The organism is Streptomyces sp. NPDC051907, assembly GCF_040681075.1.
GTDB lineage: Bacteria > Actinomycetota > Actinomycetes > Streptomycetales > Streptomycetaceae > Streptomyces.
Window position 1 is genome coordinate 1 of record NZ_JBFAYB010000109.1, and the last position, 17,856, is coordinate 17,856.

At 72.7% G+C, this 17,856-nt stretch carries 20 protein-coding genes and 1 pseudogene; 9 read left to right on the forward strand and 12 right to left on the reverse strand.

The window, feature by feature from the left end; all coding sequences use genetic code 11:
* Together AB0M39_RS35485 and AB0M39_RS35490 are read left to right on the forward strand one after the other, a co-directional pair.
* Positions 1-247: hypothetical protein (locus AB0M39_RS35485; RefSeq protein ID WP_365371306.1), on the forward strand; the 247-nt coding region annotated here is incomplete at its 5' end.
* Positions 244-489, forward strand: coding sequence for a DUF6213 family protein (locus AB0M39_RS35490; protein ID WP_365371308.1), 246 nt, complete (start codon positions 244-246; stop codon positions 487-489). The genes AB0M39_RS35485 and AB0M39_RS35490, both read left to right, overlap by 4 nt.
* Before the next feature lie 23 nt (positions 490-512).
* Here AB0M39_RS35490 and AB0M39_RS35495 read toward each other — a convergent pair whose 3' ends face one another.
* Both AB0M39_RS35495 and AB0M39_RS35500 read right to left on the reverse strand, forming a co-directional pair.
* Positions 513-1,316 carry a VOC family protein gene (locus tag AB0M39_RS35495; RefSeq protein WP_365371310.1) on the reverse strand — a complete coding sequence of 268 codons (804 nt, stop codon included), beginning with the start codon at positions 1,314-1,316 and terminating at the stop codon, positions 513-515.
* Positions 1,317-1,454: 138 nt separating this feature from the next.
* Positions 1,455-2,567, reverse strand: a complete 1,113-nt coding sequence (locus tag AB0M39_RS35500) for an XdhC family protein (RefSeq protein WP_365371312.1) — start codon at positions 2,565-2,567, stop codon at positions 1,455-1,457.
* A 245-nt stretch (positions 2,568-2,812) separates the two neighbouring features.
* On the opposite strand from AB0M39_RS35500, the gene AB0M39_RS35505 reads away from it, so the two are divergent.
* Positions 2,813-3,337 (forward strand): hypothetical protein, encoded by a 525-nt coding sequence (locus AB0M39_RS35505; RefSeq protein WP_365371315.1) that lies wholly within the window; start codon positions 2,813-2,815, stop codon positions 3,335-3,337.
* A 54-nt stretch (positions 3,338-3,391) separates the two neighbouring features.
* Here the strand turns inward: AB0M39_RS35505 and AB0M39_RS35510 are convergent, their stop codons facing one another.
* The 6 genes from AB0M39_RS35510 to AB0M39_RS35535 form a co-directional block, all read right to left on the reverse strand.
* Positions 3,392-3,616, reverse strand: a complete 225-nt coding sequence (locus tag AB0M39_RS35510; protein WP_365371317.1) for a hypothetical protein — start codon at positions 3,614-3,616, stop codon at positions 3,392-3,394.
* A gap of 149 nt (positions 3,617-3,765) precedes the next feature.
* Complete coding sequence (locus AB0M39_RS35515) at positions 3,766-4,179, reverse strand: ankyrin repeat domain-containing protein (protein WP_365371319.1); 414 nt, start codon at positions 4,177-4,179, stop codon at positions 3,766-3,768.
* Between the two features lie 123 nt (positions 4,180-4,302).
* Positions 4,303-4,848 (reverse strand): hypothetical protein, encoded by a 546-nt coding sequence (locus AB0M39_RS35520; RefSeq protein WP_365371368.1) that lies wholly within the window; start codon positions 4,846-4,848, stop codon positions 4,303-4,305.
* A 236-nt stretch (positions 4,849-5,084) separates the two neighbouring features.
* Positions 5,085-6,332 carry an MAB_1171c family putative transporter gene (locus AB0M39_RS35525; RefSeq protein ID WP_365371322.1) on the reverse strand — a complete coding sequence of 416 codons (1,248 nt, stop codon included), beginning with the start codon at positions 6,330-6,332 and terminating at the stop codon, positions 5,085-5,087.
* A 111-nt stretch (positions 6,333-6,443) separates the two neighbouring features.
* Positions 6,444-7,067 (reverse strand): toxin, encoded by a 624-nt coding sequence (locus AB0M39_RS35530; RefSeq protein WP_365371371.1) that lies wholly within the window; start codon positions 7,065-7,067, stop codon positions 6,444-6,446.
* A gap of 100 nt (positions 7,068-7,167) precedes the next feature.
* Positions 7,168-7,614, reverse strand: a complete 447-nt coding sequence (locus AB0M39_RS35535; protein ID WP_365371324.1) for a hypothetical protein — start codon at positions 7,612-7,614, stop codon at positions 7,168-7,170.
* 384 nt (positions 7,615-7,998) lie between these two features.
* Between AB0M39_RS35535 and AB0M39_RS35540 the strand changes: the two genes are divergently transcribed.
* The 4 genes and pseudogenes from AB0M39_RS35540 (at position 7,999) to AB0M39_RS35555 (ending at position 12,043) form a co-directional block, all read left to right on the forward strand.
* Complete coding sequence (locus AB0M39_RS35540; protein ID WP_365371327.1) at positions 7,999-10,683, forward strand: SpoIIE family protein phosphatase; 2,685 nt, start codon at positions 7,999-8,001, stop codon at positions 10,681-10,683.
* A 183-nt stretch (positions 10,684-10,866) separates the two neighbouring features.
* Positions 10,867-11,073, forward strand: a pseudogene (locus AB0M39_RS35545) (IclR family transcriptional regulator C-terminal domain-containing protein); the annotation flags it as partial.
* Between the two features lie 198 nt (positions 11,074-11,271).
* Positions 11,272-11,502 (forward strand): DUF6296 family protein, encoded by a 231-nt coding sequence (locus tag AB0M39_RS35550; protein ID WP_365371374.1) that lies wholly within the window; start codon positions 11,272-11,274, stop codon positions 11,500-11,502.
* 94 nt (positions 11,503-11,596) lie between these two features.
* Positions 11,597-12,043 (forward strand): SRPBCC family protein, encoded by a 447-nt coding sequence (locus tag AB0M39_RS35555; protein WP_365371329.1) that lies wholly within the window; start codon positions 11,597-11,599, stop codon positions 12,041-12,043.
* A 123-nt stretch (positions 12,044-12,166) separates the two neighbouring features.
* Here AB0M39_RS35555 and AB0M39_RS35560 read toward each other — a convergent pair whose 3' ends face one another.
* Positions 12,167-12,574, reverse strand: a complete 408-nt coding sequence (locus AB0M39_RS35560) for a MerR family transcriptional regulator (RefSeq protein ID WP_365371332.1) — start codon at positions 12,572-12,574, stop codon at positions 12,167-12,169.
* A gap of 79 nt (positions 12,575-12,653) precedes the next feature.
* Here AB0M39_RS35560 and AB0M39_RS35565 point away from each other — a divergent pair, with 79 nt between their 5' ends.
* On the forward strand, positions 12,654-13,559 hold the full coding sequence (locus AB0M39_RS35565; RefSeq protein WP_365371335.1) for an NAD(P)-binding domain-containing protein: 906 nt from the start codon (positions 12,654-12,656) through the stop codon (positions 13,557-13,559).
* A gap of 157 nt (positions 13,560-13,716) precedes the next feature.
* Positions 13,717-14,148 carry a PPOX class F420-dependent oxidoreductase gene (locus AB0M39_RS35570; RefSeq protein ID WP_365371338.1) on the forward strand — a complete coding sequence of 144 codons (432 nt, stop codon included), beginning with the start codon at positions 13,717-13,719 and terminating at the stop codon, positions 14,146-14,148.
* Here AB0M39_RS35570 and AB0M39_RS35575 read toward each other — a convergent pair.
* From AB0M39_RS35575 to AB0M39_RS35585, 3 genes are all read right to left on the reverse strand, one after another.
* Complete coding sequence (locus tag AB0M39_RS35575) at positions 14,127-14,966, reverse strand: ATP-grasp domain-containing protein (RefSeq protein WP_365371341.1); 840 nt, start codon at positions 14,964-14,966, stop codon at positions 14,127-14,129. The genes AB0M39_RS35570 and AB0M39_RS35575 overlap by 22 nt on opposite strands.
* Positions 14,967-15,091: 125 nt before the next feature.
* On the reverse strand, positions 15,092-15,649 hold the full coding sequence (locus AB0M39_RS35580; protein WP_365371344.1) for an XRE family transcriptional regulator: 558 nt from the start codon (positions 15,647-15,649) through the stop codon (positions 15,092-15,094).
* Positions 15,650-15,655: 6 nt separating this feature from the next.
* Positions 15,656-17,818 (reverse strand): helix-turn-helix transcriptional regulator, encoded by a 2,163-nt coding sequence (locus tag AB0M39_RS35585; protein ID WP_365371347.1) that lies wholly within the window; start codon positions 17,816-17,818, stop codon positions 15,656-15,658.
* Positions 17,819-17,856: the final 38 nt, after the last annotated feature.

Below are 17,856 nucleotides of genomic sequence, written 5' to 3' on the forward strand. Positions count from 1 at the left end.
AGTGGCCCACGGCGCAGGCCATTTCCCTCTGGTTCACTGGGCCATTCACGGGCTGGTCCGGTGCGGCCGAGAGCCCCCGGAAGGCCGGGTTCGGCGCGCGGGCGGCGCCGGCTCGGCGCGCCGTCGCCGGGGGCGGCGGCTCGATGTGCTGTCGTGTCGGCAGACGGTACCGACGACCGATGAGGAGTTCTCCGTGGTTCAGGACTTCGGCCGTCAGGCCATGGCCGCCGCCGGGGAGGGATCGTGAGCCCGAAGGTGACGTTCCCTCTGGTCCCGGGCGAGGACGGCGTCTTGCAGGTGCCGGCCGAGGAGGTCAGCCGGCTGCTGCGGAGGCTGGGCAAGCAGTGGCTGGTCAAGGTGAAGACCGGCAGGTCGGATCTGGACGGCGAGACGGTGGCCGCGCTGACCATCGAGCTGGCCAAGCTCGCCGACCGGATCGACGTGGAGTGCATCGCCCACCGCAGCGGAGACGGCGGCAGCGGCGGCTAGTCGCCGAACTCCGGCGGCTCGGCTCAGGCGACGTCGGACAGCTGGGGCATGTCCCCTTCGGTCGTCGTCAGGTCGATCACCGCGAACGGCGCGCCCTCGGGGTCCGTCAACGCGGCGAACCGGCCGAACGGGCTGGTCATCGGCCCGAAGCGGAGGACTCCGCCGCGCTCGGCCGCCTTCGCGACCGCCGCGTCGCAGTCCTCGACCGCGAAGTACACGTTGACGTACTGCGGCACCTCGGGCGGGAAGTCCTCGGGCGTCATCCGCATCCGGCCGAGCACCGTCTCCTCGCCCGCGTTGAAGAGCCGGAAGTCGACGTGCTCGTCCGACATCTGCTGCGCGCTGTAGGAGAAGACGGCCGGGAAGAAGGCGTCCGCCTTCTCCGGCTCCCTGGTGAAGACCTCGGCCCAGGCGTAGGCGCCGGGCTCGCCCTTCAGCTCGAAGCCCTGGTGGGTCTTGGGCTGCCAGGCTCCGAAGACCACGCCGCTGGGGTCGCTGGCGAGCACCATCGAGCCGAAGTCGCCGACCTCCATCGGCCCCATCAGCACCTGGCCTCCGGCGTCACGGATCTTGGGGGCGAGGGCGGCGACGTCGGCGGACGCCAGGTACAGACACCATGCGGCGGGCGCCTCCTCCGCGCCGGGCATCGGCGGGGACACCGCGGCCACCGCCTTGCCGTCGACGTACGCCTGCGTGTAGTCGCCGAACTCCGGCGAGGACTCGCCGAAGGTCCACCCGAGCACATCGCCGTAGAAGCTCTTGGCGCGCTCGACGTCGGCGAACATCGCGTCGGCCCAGATCGGTGTGCCCTCAGTTTGGCTGGCCATGACTGCGCCTCGCTTCAGTTCGACGGACGTGGACGGGCGTCCCCTGTCTCACGCTAGTCACCCGACCGGCGGCCCGCGCGCCGAGCGCGAGACCGGCGGACGGACCCCGGTCCATAGACCGTCCACCGACCCATGGACCTATAGCGACTTGAGCCGCGAGGGGTGGATCGCCCCCGCCGTGTCCCCGAGCGGGGAGCCGCTGCCGCCCCACCGCAGCGCCACGATCTCCGCCGCGATGGAGACCGCCACCTCCTCGGGGGTGCGGGCGCCCAGATCGAGCCCGATGGGCGAGCGCAGCCGCGCCGTCTCCGCCGCCTCGACCCCCCGCTCCCGCAGCCGCGCCAGCCGGTCCTCGTGCGTGCGGCGGCTGCCCATGGCGCCGATGTACGCCGCCGGGGTGCGCAGGGCGACTTCGAGCAGCGGGACGTCGAACTTCGGGTCGTGCGTGAGCACGCACATCACCGTCCGCTCGTCGACGTCCGTGTCGCGCAGGTACCGGTGCGGCCAGTCGGTCACCACCTCCACGCCGTCGGGGAAGCGCCGTGCGTCGGCGAAGACCGGTCGGGCGTCGCACACGGTGACCCGGTAGCCGAGGAACGCGCCGATGCGCGCCACCGCGGCCGCGAAGTCGATCGCGCCGAAGACCAGCATCCGCGGCGGCGGGGCGAAGGACTGGAGGAACACGGCGACGTCGTCCTCGCGCCGTTCGCCGTGCGGCCCGTAGTGGCGCAGGACGGTGGCGCCCTGGGCCAGCTCGCCGCGCGCGTCGGCGGTCACGGCGACGTCGAGGCCCTCCGCACCGAGCGAGCCGGCCACCGCGTCGGGCCATACGGCGAGCGAGGCGCCGCGCCGCGCCTGCCCGTCGACGACGGTCGCCACGACGACGGGACGGTGTTCCTCGACGGAGGCGGCCGCCTGTCCGAAGGCGGGGTCGGTCGCCGCGGACACGGCGCGTACGAGGACCGTGATCTCTCCGCCGCAGGTCAGTCCGACGGCGAACGCGTCCTCGTCGCTGTAGCCGAAGGTCTGCAGCCGTGCCTGGCCGCTCTCGACCACTTCCTTGGCCAGCTCGAAGACGGCGCCCTCCACACAGCCCCCGGAGACGCCTCCCACCACCTGGTCGCCTGGGCCGACGGCCATGGCCGCCCCGGGGCCGAGCGGCGCGCTGCGGCTGACCGCGACGACGGTGGCGAGCCCAAAGGCGCCTCCGGAGGCATACCAGTCGGTGAGCACAGGAAGGATTTCGCGCATCGCCCGCACCTCTCGCACGACGACTGCCGACGGCCGCTCCACGGGCACGGGCGGGGGGTATCTGTCGTTCTGCCCTGCTACGTCACTCTATGCGGCGGCGCCGGGCGGTGCGAGCCCCGCAGGAGGCCCAGGGGGCGGTCTCGGCTGGGCGCTGGACGGGGCGCGCCGACCGGGGATCGGAGGGCGCGATTACGCCGTGGGCTGAGGCTCTTCCCTCCTGGGGAGAGCGGCGTAAGTTGGATTACATGATTACAACCGAGCAGGAACAGAAGCTGCGCGGCTGGTTCGCCGGGCGGCTGCCGGAAGGACTCTTCGACGAACTCGTCGATGTGATCGTGGACCGCGAGGAGATCACCGTCGTCGGGCGCATCCCCGCGCCCGACCTCGGCGCCGAGGCGTCCCAGGCGGAGCGGGACGCCTCCGTCGACGGGCGCGTCTCGGAGTTCCGCGAGCGCACCCGGGACGAGCGCATGGGCGTCGCTCGCGAGGCCGAGCGGCGCTTCGGGCGCAAGGTCTCCTGGGGCGTGGAGTGCGGGGACCGGCGGGCGATGTACACGACCGTCGCCGCACCCGTGATGACACGGCTGCGCCAGCCCGAGCGCGAGGTGCTCGACACCCTGATCGCAGGCGGCGTCGCCCGCAGCCGCAGCGAGGCGCTCGCCTGGTGCGTGCGCCTGGTGCAGCGCAACGCCGACAGCTGGCTGGGAGATCTGCGCGACTCGCTCAAGCACGTACAGGACGTACGGGCGCAGGGACCGGACGCGGACTGAGGACCCGCGCCGTCAGCAGAAGTCCGGCGGCCGAGGCGGGCCCTGCGCTCGCCCTCAGCCGCCGGGCGTCGCGGGACGGGGCGGCAGCCCCGGGGGCACCACCCACGCCGCGGTGGAGCGTCTGACCACGGGCTCAGCCCGCTGGGCGCGGGCGTCCGCTTCCCGCAGCTGCGCACACCATCTGCACTTCTCTTCCTCATGCAGCCGCGAGGCCAGCCAGTACGCGCCGGCGAGCCGGGCGTGGGGCACGGGGTTCGGGTCGTCGCCGAGGGCGTCCATGCCACGCCCAACGACGCCGTCAGGCCAATGGAACGGCGAGCTGGGAGCGCGTAATGGAACCGTCACCGGGGTGAGCGTCCAACCGTCACCAGGTGGACCGGTCCGAGCGCTGCGCGGGCGCCTCGTCGGCGCTCCCGGCGAGGCGGCGGCTACGCGGCCCCTGCCGCGAGGAGCAGCGCCTCGGTCTGCGGGTGCGGTCCGGCTTTCGCCCAGTACAGCGGGGTGTTGCCGGTACCCCGGTCCTCCCGCAGTTTGGGGTCGGCGCCGTGCGCGAGGAGCTCTTGGACCGCTTCCGTGTGCCCCCAGCACGCGGCGGCGCACAAGGGGGTGCCCTCGTCGCCGTGACCGCTCTCGACGTCGGGGCTCGCGCCGGCCTCCAGCAGGGCCCGGACGATCTCCGCGACGCCGTGAACCGAGGCCGCATAGAGGGGCGTCGTACCGTGGGCGTCGGCTTTCCGGGGGTCGGCTCCGGCCCGCAGCAGGGCGCGCACGCCGGCCCGGTCGCCGAGCCGCGCGGCCCACACCAGACGGCTCGAGAGCTTCTTCTGACGTCGTCTGTTCATGAGGGCGACGGTACCCCGGACGCGATCGAACTCCCGTGCCGGGTAGAGGAATTCGAACGACGCGGGGCCCTGGTCGCCGACCGGGGCCCGCTGTCGTGCTGTCCCGCTGTCCCGCTGTCCCGCTCAGGCGAGGAGGACGACGGCCGCGGTCGCCGCGCCCGCCGCCGCGCCGGCCACGGTCTGTGCGACGGAGTGGTAGCGCAGGACGACCCGGGTCCAGCACACGAGGACGGTCATCGCGTACGCGAGCAGCCACCAGCCGGAGTGCACCGCGGCGAGCAGCGCCACGACGGCCGAGGCCACCGCCGCGTCCACCGAGATCTTCCAGACGGTGTTGACCGCCAGCAGGACGACGGTCATCGCCCAGAGCGCGAGCATCGCGAGGAGGATGCCGGTCGGGGCGCCGCCGAGCACCATGACGATGGATCCGGCGCCGACCGATCCGAGGATGACGAGGAAGATCGGAGCCCGCTTGGTCCGGTCGACCACGTGCCGGTCGCCCCAGGTGCCGCGCTTGCGCTCCCACTCGATGTACCCGGCCGGGACCAGCCCGGCGCAGACCGCGCCGAGCAGCCCCCAGGGCAGGCCGGTCCAGTCGCCCGCGGCGGCGACGCCGATGGCGAGCATGCCGATCAGCAGGACGTTGCGCGGCTGCAGTACGTCGGTCAGCGTGCGGGCCGCCGCGGCCGTGCGCGGCGAGACAACGCCGACGGCGGGCGCGGGCGGAGGCTCGGAGGTCCCGGCGGGCTGGGGCGCGGGACCGGGCGAGGTCCCGGCGGGCCCGGACGGGGTCTCGGCGGCCTCGGCGGGCTCGGACACGGTCCCGGCGGGCTCGGACAAGGTCCCGGTGACCGTCGGCGTGGGCTCGTCGCCGCGCCGGCGCCGCCGCTCGTTCGTCCCCGCGCTCACGCCGCCGTCTCCATCGATCGCAGGACGCGCTGGGTCCCGTCGTCGGTGATGGTCCGGTACGCGGCCGCCACCCGCAGCAGCCAGGCGACCTCGTCGTCCTGGTCGGCGGCGTGCTTGGTCTCCACCGCCGCGGCCGGGCCTGCCGGCGCCCCGTCGGCCTTGGCGGCGAGGGCCGCCTTGATCCAGTGCGCGTCCGCGAGCGGCCCCGCGGCGTCCGGCGCCGCGCTCTCCTCCTCGGCGGTGCGCTTGGCCGCCAGGACCAGGCTGTCGGGCACGTAGTGCCGCAGCTTCTCGACCGCGTCGGCGATGTCGGCGGCCCACCGGTCCACGCGCAGGTCCGCGGGCGTGTCGAAGCGGACGAGCTCGCGGGTCAGCGAGGCCGGGGGCGCGAAGGGCTGGTCCGGGAAGGCGGTCATCAGCTCGCGCCACAGCGGGTGCAGCTTGACCTGCGCCCGCCACAGCTTGACGCGCCGCCAGCAGTTGCTGAAGGCGGGGATGGACGCGCCGACGGCGAAGAAGCCGAACAGCAGCAGCTGCGCGGCCTCGGTGATCTCGTCGAAGCTCTTCGCGAACGCCTCGCTGGGCTGGTCGACGACGCTGATCCACATGAAGAGCGTGCGGCTGACGGTGTAGCCGACGCCGACGAACATCGCGAAGGTCATCATGCCGAGGCCCACGCGCAGATGGCGCAGCGTCGCGTCCGCGGTGGCCAGCGCCCACTGGTAGGCGCAGACGGCGGAGGCGGCGCCCAAGTAGAGGTAGAACACGCTCATATAGAGCGTCGCGCCCCACTGTCCGGCGTGGTCGGACACGAAGCGGTCGGACGGCACGGAGCGGTCGACCACGGTGAAGAAGAGCGCGGTCAGCAGGATCAGCGTGGCGACGGACGCCTTGGCGGCCACCTGCTGCACGGTGCGGGCGAAGCGGACGTGCCGCGGGACGTCGCCCTTGTCCGGGTACTGGCCGTAGATGGCGACGATGTAGCTGAGGATGGCGAGGATCGCGACGGTCGCCGTGTAGTGCTTGATCAGCACCGCGAGGTCGGTGACGGAGCTGTTGTTCAGCCCGATGCGCACGACCTTGGTCTTGGTCCACAGGGCGACGGCGAATCCGGCGTAGCAGCCCCACAGGGCTCGGCGGCGCTTGTCCTCTTCGTCTCCCCACAGCGCGGCGGGCATCCGCCACAGGGCGACGGCTGTCATCAGGCCGGCTATGACATAGCCGGCGAGGTCGAGCGGGGTCACGGTCAGCTTCCTCGGGTCAGTAACGGGGGACGGCCAGGCACGTCAGGGCCTGGAACGGCAGGGGGCAGGAGCGGCAGGGGGCAAGAGCGCCAGGGGTCGGCAACGCCGGGGTCAGGAGCGGCGGAAGAACCCCCGGCGCCGATGGGCGACGGGCCGGGAGAGGGAGTTGGCCAGCCGTCCCACCATGTCATCGCTGGTCACGTCTCTGGCCATGCGAGGGATGAGCGAGGCGCCGAATTCGGCCATCCGTTCGTCGTGGGTGTCGTACTGCGCGCGGGCCTGGATCGTGGCCCCCGAGCGGATGGCGTCGGCGATCGGCGCGGGGACGTCCCCCGGCTCGGCGGCGGGCGGCTGCGGGTCGGCGGGCTCGTCCGCCGCGAGCACGCGGGTGATGAGCGAGGCGTCGAACACCGGCAGCAGCAGCCGGAGTTGGTCGGCGTCGAGGGTCGTGCCGTGGTCGAACCACTCGTGGCAGAGCTCGTGCAGGATGACGTGCTGGGTCTGGTACGCGGTCGGCCGGCGCCGGTAGAGCACGAAGCTGGTGTCGTTCGACTTCAGTCGCAGACCGCAGGCGGCGTTCACCCGCGCCAGCCGGTCCGGGAGCTCGTGCAGCACGATGGTCCGCCCGCTGGCCGCCTCCATGTTCGCCACCAGCCCCGCGACCGTGAAGGGAGCCGGGATGGGGAGGTCGGCGAGTCCTGCTTCGCACTGTCTGCGCAGCTCGCGCATGGACATGGGGGCCTCTTGATCGTGGTCGCGTGCGTGGGGCATGCGCTCGGCGCATCTTAGCCAACGGCCAGGTCGGCGGCCGTCGACAGCCCCTGAGCACGCCCCGCTACGGCGCCTGCGCCCCGCCTTCGGCGTCCTTGTCCCCCTTGGCGCCCTCCAGCAGCGAGAGCGCGAACTTCAGCAGCTCCGGCGGGAGTCCGCCCTCGTCGAGCCCCCGTGCGGCCACGCCGCTGATCTCCCCGGTGCGGCGTTTGGCGAGAAACTGCAGCCCGGCGACGACGTCGTCGACGACTTCGGACTCCTCTTTGAAGAAGCGCCAGTCCACGCCGAAGCCGAGCCCGAGGGCCTTGAGGATGTCCTCGGAGGGGTGGGTGACCTTGCCGGCCAGGATGTTGGAGAAGTAGCTGTGGGAGAGCGAGCCGCCCCGCTCCTTGACCAGGTCGGCGAAGTGCCGTCCGGAGACCTTCTCCCCCGGGAAGGTCTTCTCCACCATGTACTCGACCTTCTGCTGCAACGTCTCCAGCTGCGGCGCGCGTTGTTCGCCGTTGTCCATTGAGACCCCCACACGTTCACGTCGACCGCTGGTGCGCACTCGGCCGACGCTTCCGCGGTGTTCGATTTCGGTCAACGGGCTCGTACTGTAACGGACCCTGACACAGCTGCCACCACCACGAGCGACGAAGTGAGCCTTCCGCGCACTTGTTCAGGTTCGGGCTTGCGTAAACACTCTACGTCACTGTTAACTCGAAAAAACACGGACAGGGGGCCACGAGGGGAGCCCCCTGCCCGTGTGGTCAGCCACGCGCCGCGACAACGGTGTAGCCCTCCGCGACGGGGGATGCGCGGAGGGCTACGCACCCATTATGACACCTTGTCAGCGTGTCCGGCAGCCGCCTGCCTCACCGCGCGTCCGCGGCGCCCGGTGTTAGATGAAGTCATGGGCGAATCCCTCGGGCGTCGCCTGCGCTCGATGCCGGGTGTCCGGACCGTCGCGGGGCAGGTCTTCGTCCTGCAGTTGACGGTCGTGGTGCTTCTCGTCGCCGCCGCCGTGGCCGCCCTGATGCTGCAGTCCCAGACCGACAGCGCGCGCGAGGCCCGCAATCGCTCGCTGGCCGTGGCCGAGACCTTCGCCAACGCGCCGGGCACCCGCGAGGCGCTCAACAGCCCCGACCCCAGCGCCACGCTCCAGCCGCGCGCCGAGCTGGCCAGGAAGGCGTCCGGGGTGGACTTCGTGGTGGTGATGTCCACCGAGGGAGTCCGCTACACGCACCCCAACCCGCAGCAGATCGGCAAGCACTACATCGGCACGATCGCGCCCGCCGTCGAGGGCGAGGTGGTGACCGAGACGGTGACCGGCACGCTGGGCCCCTCGGTGCGGGCGGTCGTCCCCGTCTGGGACCGCGGCGAGGTCATCGGCCTGGTCTCCGCCGGGATCACCGTCGACACCGTGAGCATCGCGGCCCAGCGCCAGCTGCCCCTGGTCCTCGGCGCCGCCGCCGGGGTGCTCGCCCTGGCCATGGTCGGCACCGCGCTGGTCAGCAGACGGCTTCGCCGCCACACCCGGGGCCTCGCGCCGGACGAGATGACCCGGATGTACGAGCACCACGACGCGGTCCTGCACGCCGTGCGCGAGGGCGTGGTCATCCTCGACGACGACTGCCGGATCCTGCTCGCCAACGACGAGGCGCGCCGCCTGCTGGCCTTGCCGCCGGACGCCGAGGGGCAGCCGATCACCGAGCTGGGCCTCGCGCCGCGCACCGCGCGCCTGCTGAGCTCCGGGCGGACCGTCACCGACGAGGTGCACCCGGTCGGCGACCGGCTGCTCGCCGTCAACCAGCGCTCGACGGACGTGGACGGCGGCCCGCCGGGCAGCGTGACCACGCTGCGGGACACGACCGAGCTGCGACTGCTCTCCGGCCGGGCCGACGTCGCCCGGGAGCGGCTGAGGCTGCTGTACGAGGCCGGGGCGGAGATCGGCACCACCCTCGACGTCGTGCGCACCTCGCAGGAGCTGGCGGAGTTCGCCGTGCCGCGGTTCGCCGACTACGTCACCGTCGACCTCGCCGATCCGGTGCTGTCCGGCGAGGAGCCCTCGAACACCGGCACAGACATGCGCAGGGTGGCGATCACGGGCATCCGGCAGGACACCCCGCTCTACCCGCTCGGCAAGCTGATCCGCTTCGTTCCCTCCACGCCGCAGGCCTCCGGCTTCGACACCGGCAGGGTGGTCATGGAGGCGGACATGGCCGCGTTCACCGGGTGGCAGGAGCAGGACCCGGAGCGGGCCCGCAGGCTCGTCGAGTTCGGCATCCACTCGATGATCGCGGCGCCGCTGCGCGCCCGGGGGGTGATTCTGGGCGTCGCCACCTTCTGGCGCTCGCGCAAGCCCGAGCCCTTCGAGGAGGACGACCTCTCGCTGGCGGAGGAGCTGGTCGCGCGGGCCGCGGTGAGCGTCGACAACGCGCGCCGCTTCACCCGCGAGCACACCATGGCCGTCACGCTCCAGCGCAGCCTGCTCCCCCATGCCCTGCCCGACCAGACCGCTCTGGACGTGGCCCACCGCTATCTGCCGGCGCGGGCCGGTCTCGGCGGGGTCGGCGGGGACTGGTTCGACGTCATCCAGCTGCCGGGGGCACGGGTGGCGCTCGTGGTGGGCGACGTGGTCGGCCACGGGCTGCACGCGGCGGCCACCATGGGCCGGCTGCGCACCGCGGTCCACAACTTCTCGGCCCTGGACCTGCCGCCCGACGAGCTGCTGGGGCACCTGGACGAGCTGGTCACCCGCATCGACCAGGACGAGGGGGCGGACGGCACGGTGGCCGGCGTCACCGGGGCCACCTGCGTGTACGCGATCTACGATCCGAGCACCCGGCTGTGCACCATGGCCCGCGCCGGCCACCTCGAGCCGGCGATCGTCCACCCGGACGGCCGCGTCGCGTTCCCCGGGGTGCCCGCGGGGCCGCCGCTCGGCCTGGGCGGTCTGCCCTTCGAGACGCTGGAGGTGCTGCTGCCCGAGGGCAGCAGCGTGGTGCTCTACACGGACGGTCTCGTGGAGGACCGGGACCGGGACATCGACGTGGGGCTGGCGGTGCTGCGCCGCACCCTGGCCCATCCGGGCCGGGCCCCGGAGGAGACCTGCCGCGCGGTGCTGGAGGCGCTGCTGCCGGAGGAGCCCGCGGACGACATCGCGCTGGTCGTCGCCCGTACGCGGGTCCTGGACAGCGCCCGCACGGCCGCCTGGGAGGTGCCGTCCGACCCGTCGGCCGTCGGCGGGGTGCGGGCGTCGGCGTCCCGCACGCTGAGCGACTGGGGGCTGGACGAGGAGGCCTTCACCACGGAGCTGATCCTCAGCGAGCTGGTCACCAACGCGATCCGCCATGCCAGCGGCCCGATCCGGGTACGGCTGATCCTCGACCGCAGTCTGATCTGCGAGGTCTCCGACGGCAGCAGCGTCTCGCCGCATCTGCGGCAGGCGGCGTCCACGGACGAGGGCGGCCGCGGGCTGTTCCTGGTGGCGCAGTTCGCCGACCGCTGGGGCACCCGCTACACCACGGACGGCAAGGTCATCTGGACGGAGCAGCCCTTCCCCGAGGGCTTCGCCGACGACGCGCCCACGCGCTGAGCGCCCTTCCCCGCGGCAGGGGAGCGGTCCCCCTGTCGGGCGATCGTGTCAGGAGATCCGCAGCGGCGTCCGCTCCGAGACGGCGGCGACGTCCGCCTCGATGGCCGCCGCGGTCGCGCGCAGCGCGGGGAGCATCGGCCGACATCACCCTCGGCACCCGCTTCCGCGCCCTACGCCACCTCCATGGGCCGGGTCCTGCTCTCCGGCCGCCCCGAGCCCGAGCGCGACGCCTACCTCGCACGGGTCCGCCCCCAGCCGCTCACCCGGCGGACCGTCGCCTCGCCGGGCGAGCTCGCCGACGCCCTCGACGCCGCCGCACGCGACGGCCACGCCCTGGTCGACCAGGAGCTCGAGGACGGCCTGCGCTCCATCGCCGTGCCGGTCCGCGACCGGGACGGACGGACGGCGGCGGCGCTCAACGTCGCCCTGCACGTCGGCCACGACACCCCGGAGCAGACCCGCGAGGCTCACCTGTCCCGGCCTCGCGGCGCCTGCTCTGCCGCAGATCTCCGTCGGGGGGTTCCTGAGGCGCGGCGAGCGGGTCTGGGCGACCATGGAAGGGCAGGCGCGGTCCTGCGGGAGGTCCCCATGGAGTATCCGGAACGGTACGAGCTGGTATTTCAGGCGTCCGCGGTGGAGGACGACGTGGTCGTCGTCCGGCGCACCGACCGGGCGGGGGCCGGCGGGTACCCGATCTACGAGGACGAGACGGGGATCGTACGCGCCGAGATCAGCGACCGCGGAGAGGTGCGGATGGTGGCCAGCGGAGGCCATCAGCGCCCCGGGACGCCCACGCTGGCGCGCCCGCTGCAAGTCTGAACCGACGGGAACGTCCGCGTCGGCAGGGGTGGGATGACGCGCACACGGCAGACCGGGCGAGCGATCACTCGGGCCAGCGATCAGTGGAGGAGACATGACCGGTCAGTTCGAGGCGACCGTGGAGATCGACCGCTCCGTCGACGAGGTCTTCGCCTTCCTCGCCGACGGACGCAACGATCCGAAGTTCAGCCCGAGGGTGCTGCAGATCGCCAAGACGCCGGAGGGCCCGACAGCGGCGGGCACGGTCTTCGTGAGCACCGTCAAGGACGCGGGGATGACGACCAAGCGCGAGATCCGCGTCAGCGAGCTGCAGCCGCCCTCCAGGCTCCGCTGGACCGAGACCTCGAAGAACCTGGTGACCTCCGCCGAGGGCGGCTACGACCTGGAGCCGACCGCCGACGGCAGGACCCGGCTGCACGTCTTCAACCGCCTCGAAGGCCACGGCATCGGCAAGCTCCTCACGCCTCTGGCGCTGGGCGCGGCCCGCAAGGACGCGGACGCCTTCGCCGACCGGATCAAGCGGGCGGTCGAGGCGTCCTGACCGAGAGTCCGCCGTCTGGATCCTCGCTTGAATGCCCGCTGACGCCCGCGCGGTGCGCGGCGCCGCTCCACGTCGTCCAGCCGCCCTCAGTCGGTCGGCTGGGCGGCGTCCTGTGCGGACAGGTCAGCCCGCGCCGACGCCCGCGCCGACGGTTTCGCAGTCCGGATAGACGTCCGGCTGACGCCGTTCCGTGGCCTCGATGTAGTCGTTGAGGGCCTTGCGGGAGCGGGCGACCGTGGCGATGTGCTCGTCCAGCCCGCGCAGGCGGGTCCGCAGGACGTCCAGGAGCTCGGGACAGGGCGCGAGGTCGGGGCCCGGGCCGGTGACGCAGGGCAGGAGGTACGCGATCTCATGGGTCGACAGTCCGGCGTCGAGCAGCCTTCTGATCTGGTTCACCGTCAGGACGGCGTCGTCGGCGTACTCCCGGTAGCCGCTGGAGCGGCGGAGCGGTTCGAGCAGGCCCTGGGCCTCGTAGTAGCGCAGCTGATGCGTGCGGACTCCGGTCCGCCTGCTCAGGTCTCCGATCAGCATGTTCGTTCCCCCTTGACCTTCATACCGGTGTGAAGGTCAACGATTGCTCCATTGCCGCTCATTCCCTTGGAGGAAGCTCATGCCGAAGAATCCCGATGCGAGCCGTACCCCTGTGACGGTCGTCGGTCTGGGTCTGATGGGACAGGCGCTGGCCGGGGCGTTCCTGCGCGCCGGGCATCCCACGACCGTATGGAACCGCACGCCGCAGAAGGCCGACCAGCTCGTCGCCGACGGCGCGCAGCTCGCCGACTCGGTCGCGTCCGCTGTCACGGCCAGCCGGCTCGTGGTCCTGTGCGTCACGGACTACGACGCCGTGCACGGACTCCTCGATCCGCTCGGCGACGTCCTCGATGGCCGGGTGCTGGTGAACCTCACCTCGGGCACCTCGCAGGCGGCTCGCGAGACCGCCGAGTGGGCGGCGCGATGGCAGGACACCGTCTACCTGGACGGCGCGATCATGGCGTCCCCCGCGGCGATCGGCACGGCGGACGCCCTCATTCTGTACAGCGGGCCGAAGCCTGCCTTCGACCGGTACGAGTCGGCCCTTGCGAGCCTGGGCGCGGGCAAGACGTATCTCGGCGCCGACCACGGCCTGTCGTCGCTGTACGACGTGGCCTTGCTGGGTCTGATGTGGAGCGTTCTGAACGGCTTCCTGCAGGGCGCCGCTCTGCTCGGCACGGCGGGTGTGGAGGCCGCGACGTTCGCCCCGTTCGCCCAGCAGGGGTTGGGGACCGTGGGCGACTGGCTGTCCGGCTACGCGCGGCAGATCGACGAGGGCTCGTACCCGGCGCTCGACGCCACCATCGGCACTCACCTGGCCGCGATGGAGCACCTGGTTCACGAGAGCGAGGCCCTCGGCGTCAACGCGGAGCTGCCGAGGCTCGTCAAGGCCCTGGGCGACCAGGCCGTGGCGGACGGACGCGGCGACGACGGCTACGCGGCGCTGATCGAGCTGTTCCGCAAGCCCGCGGGCAGGAGCACATGACCGCCCACCGTCCCGCGGACATGACCGCCGACCGTCCCGCGGACATGACTGCCGGCCATCCCGCGGACATGACCGCCCACCGTCCCGAGAACCCGAATGGCGGCTGCTCCCGCACCGCCGCGAACAGCCGGCGACCGGCCGTGACATGGTGTCAGACATGACCGCTGCCCCGTTCAACCCGCGCACGCTGCTGGCAGAGAGCCGACTCGGCGTCCTCGCCACGATCAAGTCGGACGGCCTGCCCCAGCTCTCCCCCGTGATGCCCTTCTACGACGAGAAGGCCGGCGTCCTGTATGTGTCGATGACGGAGGGACGTGCGAAGACGGCGAACCTGCGCCGGGATCCGCGGGCCGCGCTGGAGGTCACCAGCTCCGACGGATTCTCCTGGGCCACCGCCGAGGGCCCTGTGACGCTCACCGGTCCGGGAACCGACCCGGACGGCCCCGAGGTCGAGGCGCTGGTGCGCTACTACCGCACCGCCGCCGGGGAGCATCCGGACTGGGACGAGTACCGGTCGGTGATGGTGTCCGAGCGCCGGGTGCTGATGACGATGACGGTCGACCGCGTCTACGGCGAGAGCATCCGCTGACGGGGTTTCGACACCCGCACCTTCTGGCAGAACCGGCGGTCTCGCTCCGCCATCTGTGCCCGCGGACCGGCTGAGCGCAGGACCACGTCCAGGGCCCGGTCCGGATCCGCGGCATAGCTGTTGCTGAACCACGCCATGTTCGCCTCGACCACCGCCCACTGGTCGGCGGCGCCGTGCTCAGGCGTGGTCAGGAGCCCGACGTCCACCACCACCGCGCTGGGCAGGCCACCGCCGCACGCGGCCAGGAGATCGTCCGCGAACTCCAGGACAGCGCCTTCATGGCGGTGCCCGTCCAGCCGCTCGGCGTCGAGACGGCCGAACGTGGCGTACTGCGAACCCGTGCGGACCTCGCCGTCCAGGAGATACAGGCGAAACTCCGCTGCCCAGGTCACCACGTCGCTGATCTGTACCGGCACGTCCGGTGACAGCTCCGGCCGTGTGGGGAGGCAACTGCCGCTGGTGTAGACGGCGGCCGGGAAGCTCTTGTCACTCGGCGGCTTGACGAACGCCGGTCGGGACAGGCCGCGCGCCTCGCCCAGGGTCGCCATGGCGATGCGCCGCCTGGTGAACTCGTAGGGCAATGTGGCCAGCCAGTCGTCGGACGGCTCCAAGAGCGCGACCTCAAGGGCGTCCACGACGCGTGCCGCGAAAGCGGGGCCGCCATAGTAGTGGCCGCCACGCCTCCCCAGGGCGGCGCCCGCACCGCCATGGGCGGGAAGTACTTCCACATCCATCCCCCGCCGACGCGCCGACGTCGAGAGCAGCTCGGATGTCGTGGTGTACTGCGGCGCCAACGCCAGGAAACCATGGTCCGTCACATCGCTGACGATGCCACCGATTCGGCCGAACCGTCCACAGCGTTCGGGCCCACGCCTCGGGGTCGAGCAGCCGACCAGAGGACTCGCCGGCGCTCGGTCGAACCCGAAGCGGTGACCGTCTCGGACTAGTAGTCGAGCTCCACGTAGTCGATGTCCGTGAACTCGACCAGCAGCCCGGGCGCCCGGCGGCCGGCGTCCTTGAAGTACTGCTCCTGGAGGCCTTCCGCCGCGATGGCCTGGAGCTCGCGCTCGCTCGCTCCGGCTGCCTGCGCGTCGAAGAGCCGCTGGGCGTACGCGGGAGGGAGATGCTGGGTGATCCGACGGACGCGTCCGTCGTCCGTGCTGCCCGGCGCCGCCGTGAAGCCGAACCGTGCGCGGGTCTCGATGACCAGGCCGCCCGTGCTCGCCGCCGCCTTCTGGGCGCGCTGCCTCACCCTCGGCTGCCAGTCTCTGCGGACCTCGGCTGCCATCCGGGCCGCCAAGTCCTTGCGAGGGTGCTTGAACTGCCCTGTCAGATAGCGCTCCACGGTGCGCTGAGAGACGCCGAGCCGCAGGGCCACCGCCTTGGTCGACCCTTTCTCGTGCCGTACCAGGAAACGCATCTGCGCCTGCGCGGACTTGGGGAGGGGGCGCGTCCAGTTGGCCTGCGCCGCCTTGTCGAGGCTGTCGCCGAAGATACCCATCCGGACCTACTCTCCGTCCACCGCGGCGTCGGAGCCCTTGATGTGCCGGGCGGGGTTGTGGCCCGAGTCCAGCAGCTGCACGGCCCACATCAGCTCCTGTGTGCCCTCGTGCTTGACCATTCCGGGGCTGACGCCGAGGCGGAACCCGCCGGGCAGCGGCTTGCCCTCCGGCGTGCGCGGCAGGAAGTCCAGCGGACCGGGTCCGTCGGACAGGTACACGGCGCAGTCGGAGAGAACGGCGACCGGGAACAGGCCGACGCCGGCCAGCTTGAGCATCTTGCGGTGCATGTTGACCCGGGCGGCGGAGATGACCGCGGCGCGGATGTCCGGCCGCCAGGTCGGACGCTCCAGGGCGGGCCACCGCTCGCCGAACCGGTGCGACGCTCCTTGCGGGCGCTCCCGGAGCTTGCCGATGCCGCCCTTCACCGTCGCCTTGATCGCGGACAGCACGGCCGCCCGGCTGGGGTCGGTCTCCTTGTGCGTCTCCATAGCGGCCAGGAAGTCCGGCTCGCCCATAGCGCTCACCACTCCGAGCTGTTCCATGGTGGCCATGTAGGCGTCGCGCAGCCGGCCGTACCAGGCGTCCAGGTACGCGCCGTTGTCGTGCCGTACGTACGCCTCGACCGGCCGGACGGCGTGTCCCAGCTCCACTGCGTACGCGACCGTAGGCGTGGCGTACCAGGCGGGGCCTTCGGGGCGGGCGCCGTGCGGGGTGAACGGACTGGGCAGCCGAGGGTCGATCTCCACGCCCGACAGGTCGACCAGCCATGAGCCGGGCAATTTGGGGTCGAATGCCGGGGCGCGCACATGGACGGCGGGTCCCAGGCCGACCGTGAGCCGGTTCGCCGCGGCGGCGAAGGCCATGTTGACGTCGATGCCGACCGCGTACTTCCGGGCGCACTCCTCGTCGGTGAGCAGCTCCGGGTCGCGGATCCATTCATAGGCCTCTTCGTCGAGGACCTCGGCCGGGGTGCGCCGGTGGCCGCGCGGGTACAGCTGCGCGACGACCGGGTGCTCGTCCGGGGCCTCCGGCGGCGCCGGGTCGACGGCCTCGACGAGCGAGCCGGGCATCGGGCCGGAGACCCAGCCGCCCGTCGCCTCGTCCCGCACCGCGCGGGTCGGCGGGCGCAGTGCCGTCATCAGCTCCAGGCCCGACACGGCGGTCGAGCCGCGGGGGGTGATGACGCGGGTCGCGTACTCCCCGAGGACGTGGGCGAGTTGGGCGGGAGGCAGCCGGTCGGCGCTCCCCCACGCCCTCGCGTCGAGGGCGCCCCACGGCAGGACCGCGAGCTGTACGCACTGGCGTCGGCCGGACTGCGCCGGGCGGTAGATCCGCGCCCAGGGGCCGAAGCCGCGGCGCGTCAACTGCCACTTCGCGCGGGCGATCTGCTGGACGACCTGGTGGTCGGCGGGCAGGCGCAGGCCGCGGCGGTCTTCGAGCTCGGCGGGGAGGCAGAGCCGTTCGGCGGCCGAGGCCGTGAGGACGATCAGCGGGTCGGCGTCCTTGCCGTTGCGGTGCAGCCGCGCGGCGCCCAGCGCGGCCTCGCTCAGGGTCCAGTCGACGAGCGAGGGGATGTCCTGGACAGGGCAGTCCAGGACCAGACCGCCGATGCAGTACGCCGATCCGTCGCCGTCCAGCACGGCGAGCGGGCCGTTCGCGAAGCGGGGGTCGACGGCGGCGGGGTCGGGGGCGGGGGTCCGCTTCGTCGAGGCGGGCGCGCGACGGGGCGCGGGTGGGGCCGGCGCGGCGGCGGGCGGGACGGGCGCCGGTGCGGGTGCGACAGCGGGCGCGGGGGCCGGGACGGGTACGAGGGCGGGCTCAGGCTCCGGGGCAGGCGCGGCGGGCTCGTGGACCGCGTCGGACACCGCCGCCCCGGCCTGCGCACCCTCGGCCTCCCCGGGCTCGGGCGCGGGGTGGCGCGCGGCGAGGCCATCGAGGAGGCGGAGATAGGCGGCGCGCTTCGGCGGCCGGGGCTCCGTGCGCCCCGCCTCCCAACTGGTCACCGTTTCGCGGCGGACGGACAGCGCCTTCGCGATCTGCTCCTGGGACAGCCCCGCGGCCTCCCGCAGCCGTCTGCGCTCCTGAGGCTCGGGCAGCGCATCCGGCGCGACGGTCTCCTCCAGCAGCGCGTCGACCGCCGCGAAGAGGGCGTCTTCCTCATTCGGCACAGGGCTACCTCCGTTCGCACGGCAACCCTACGCGAGAC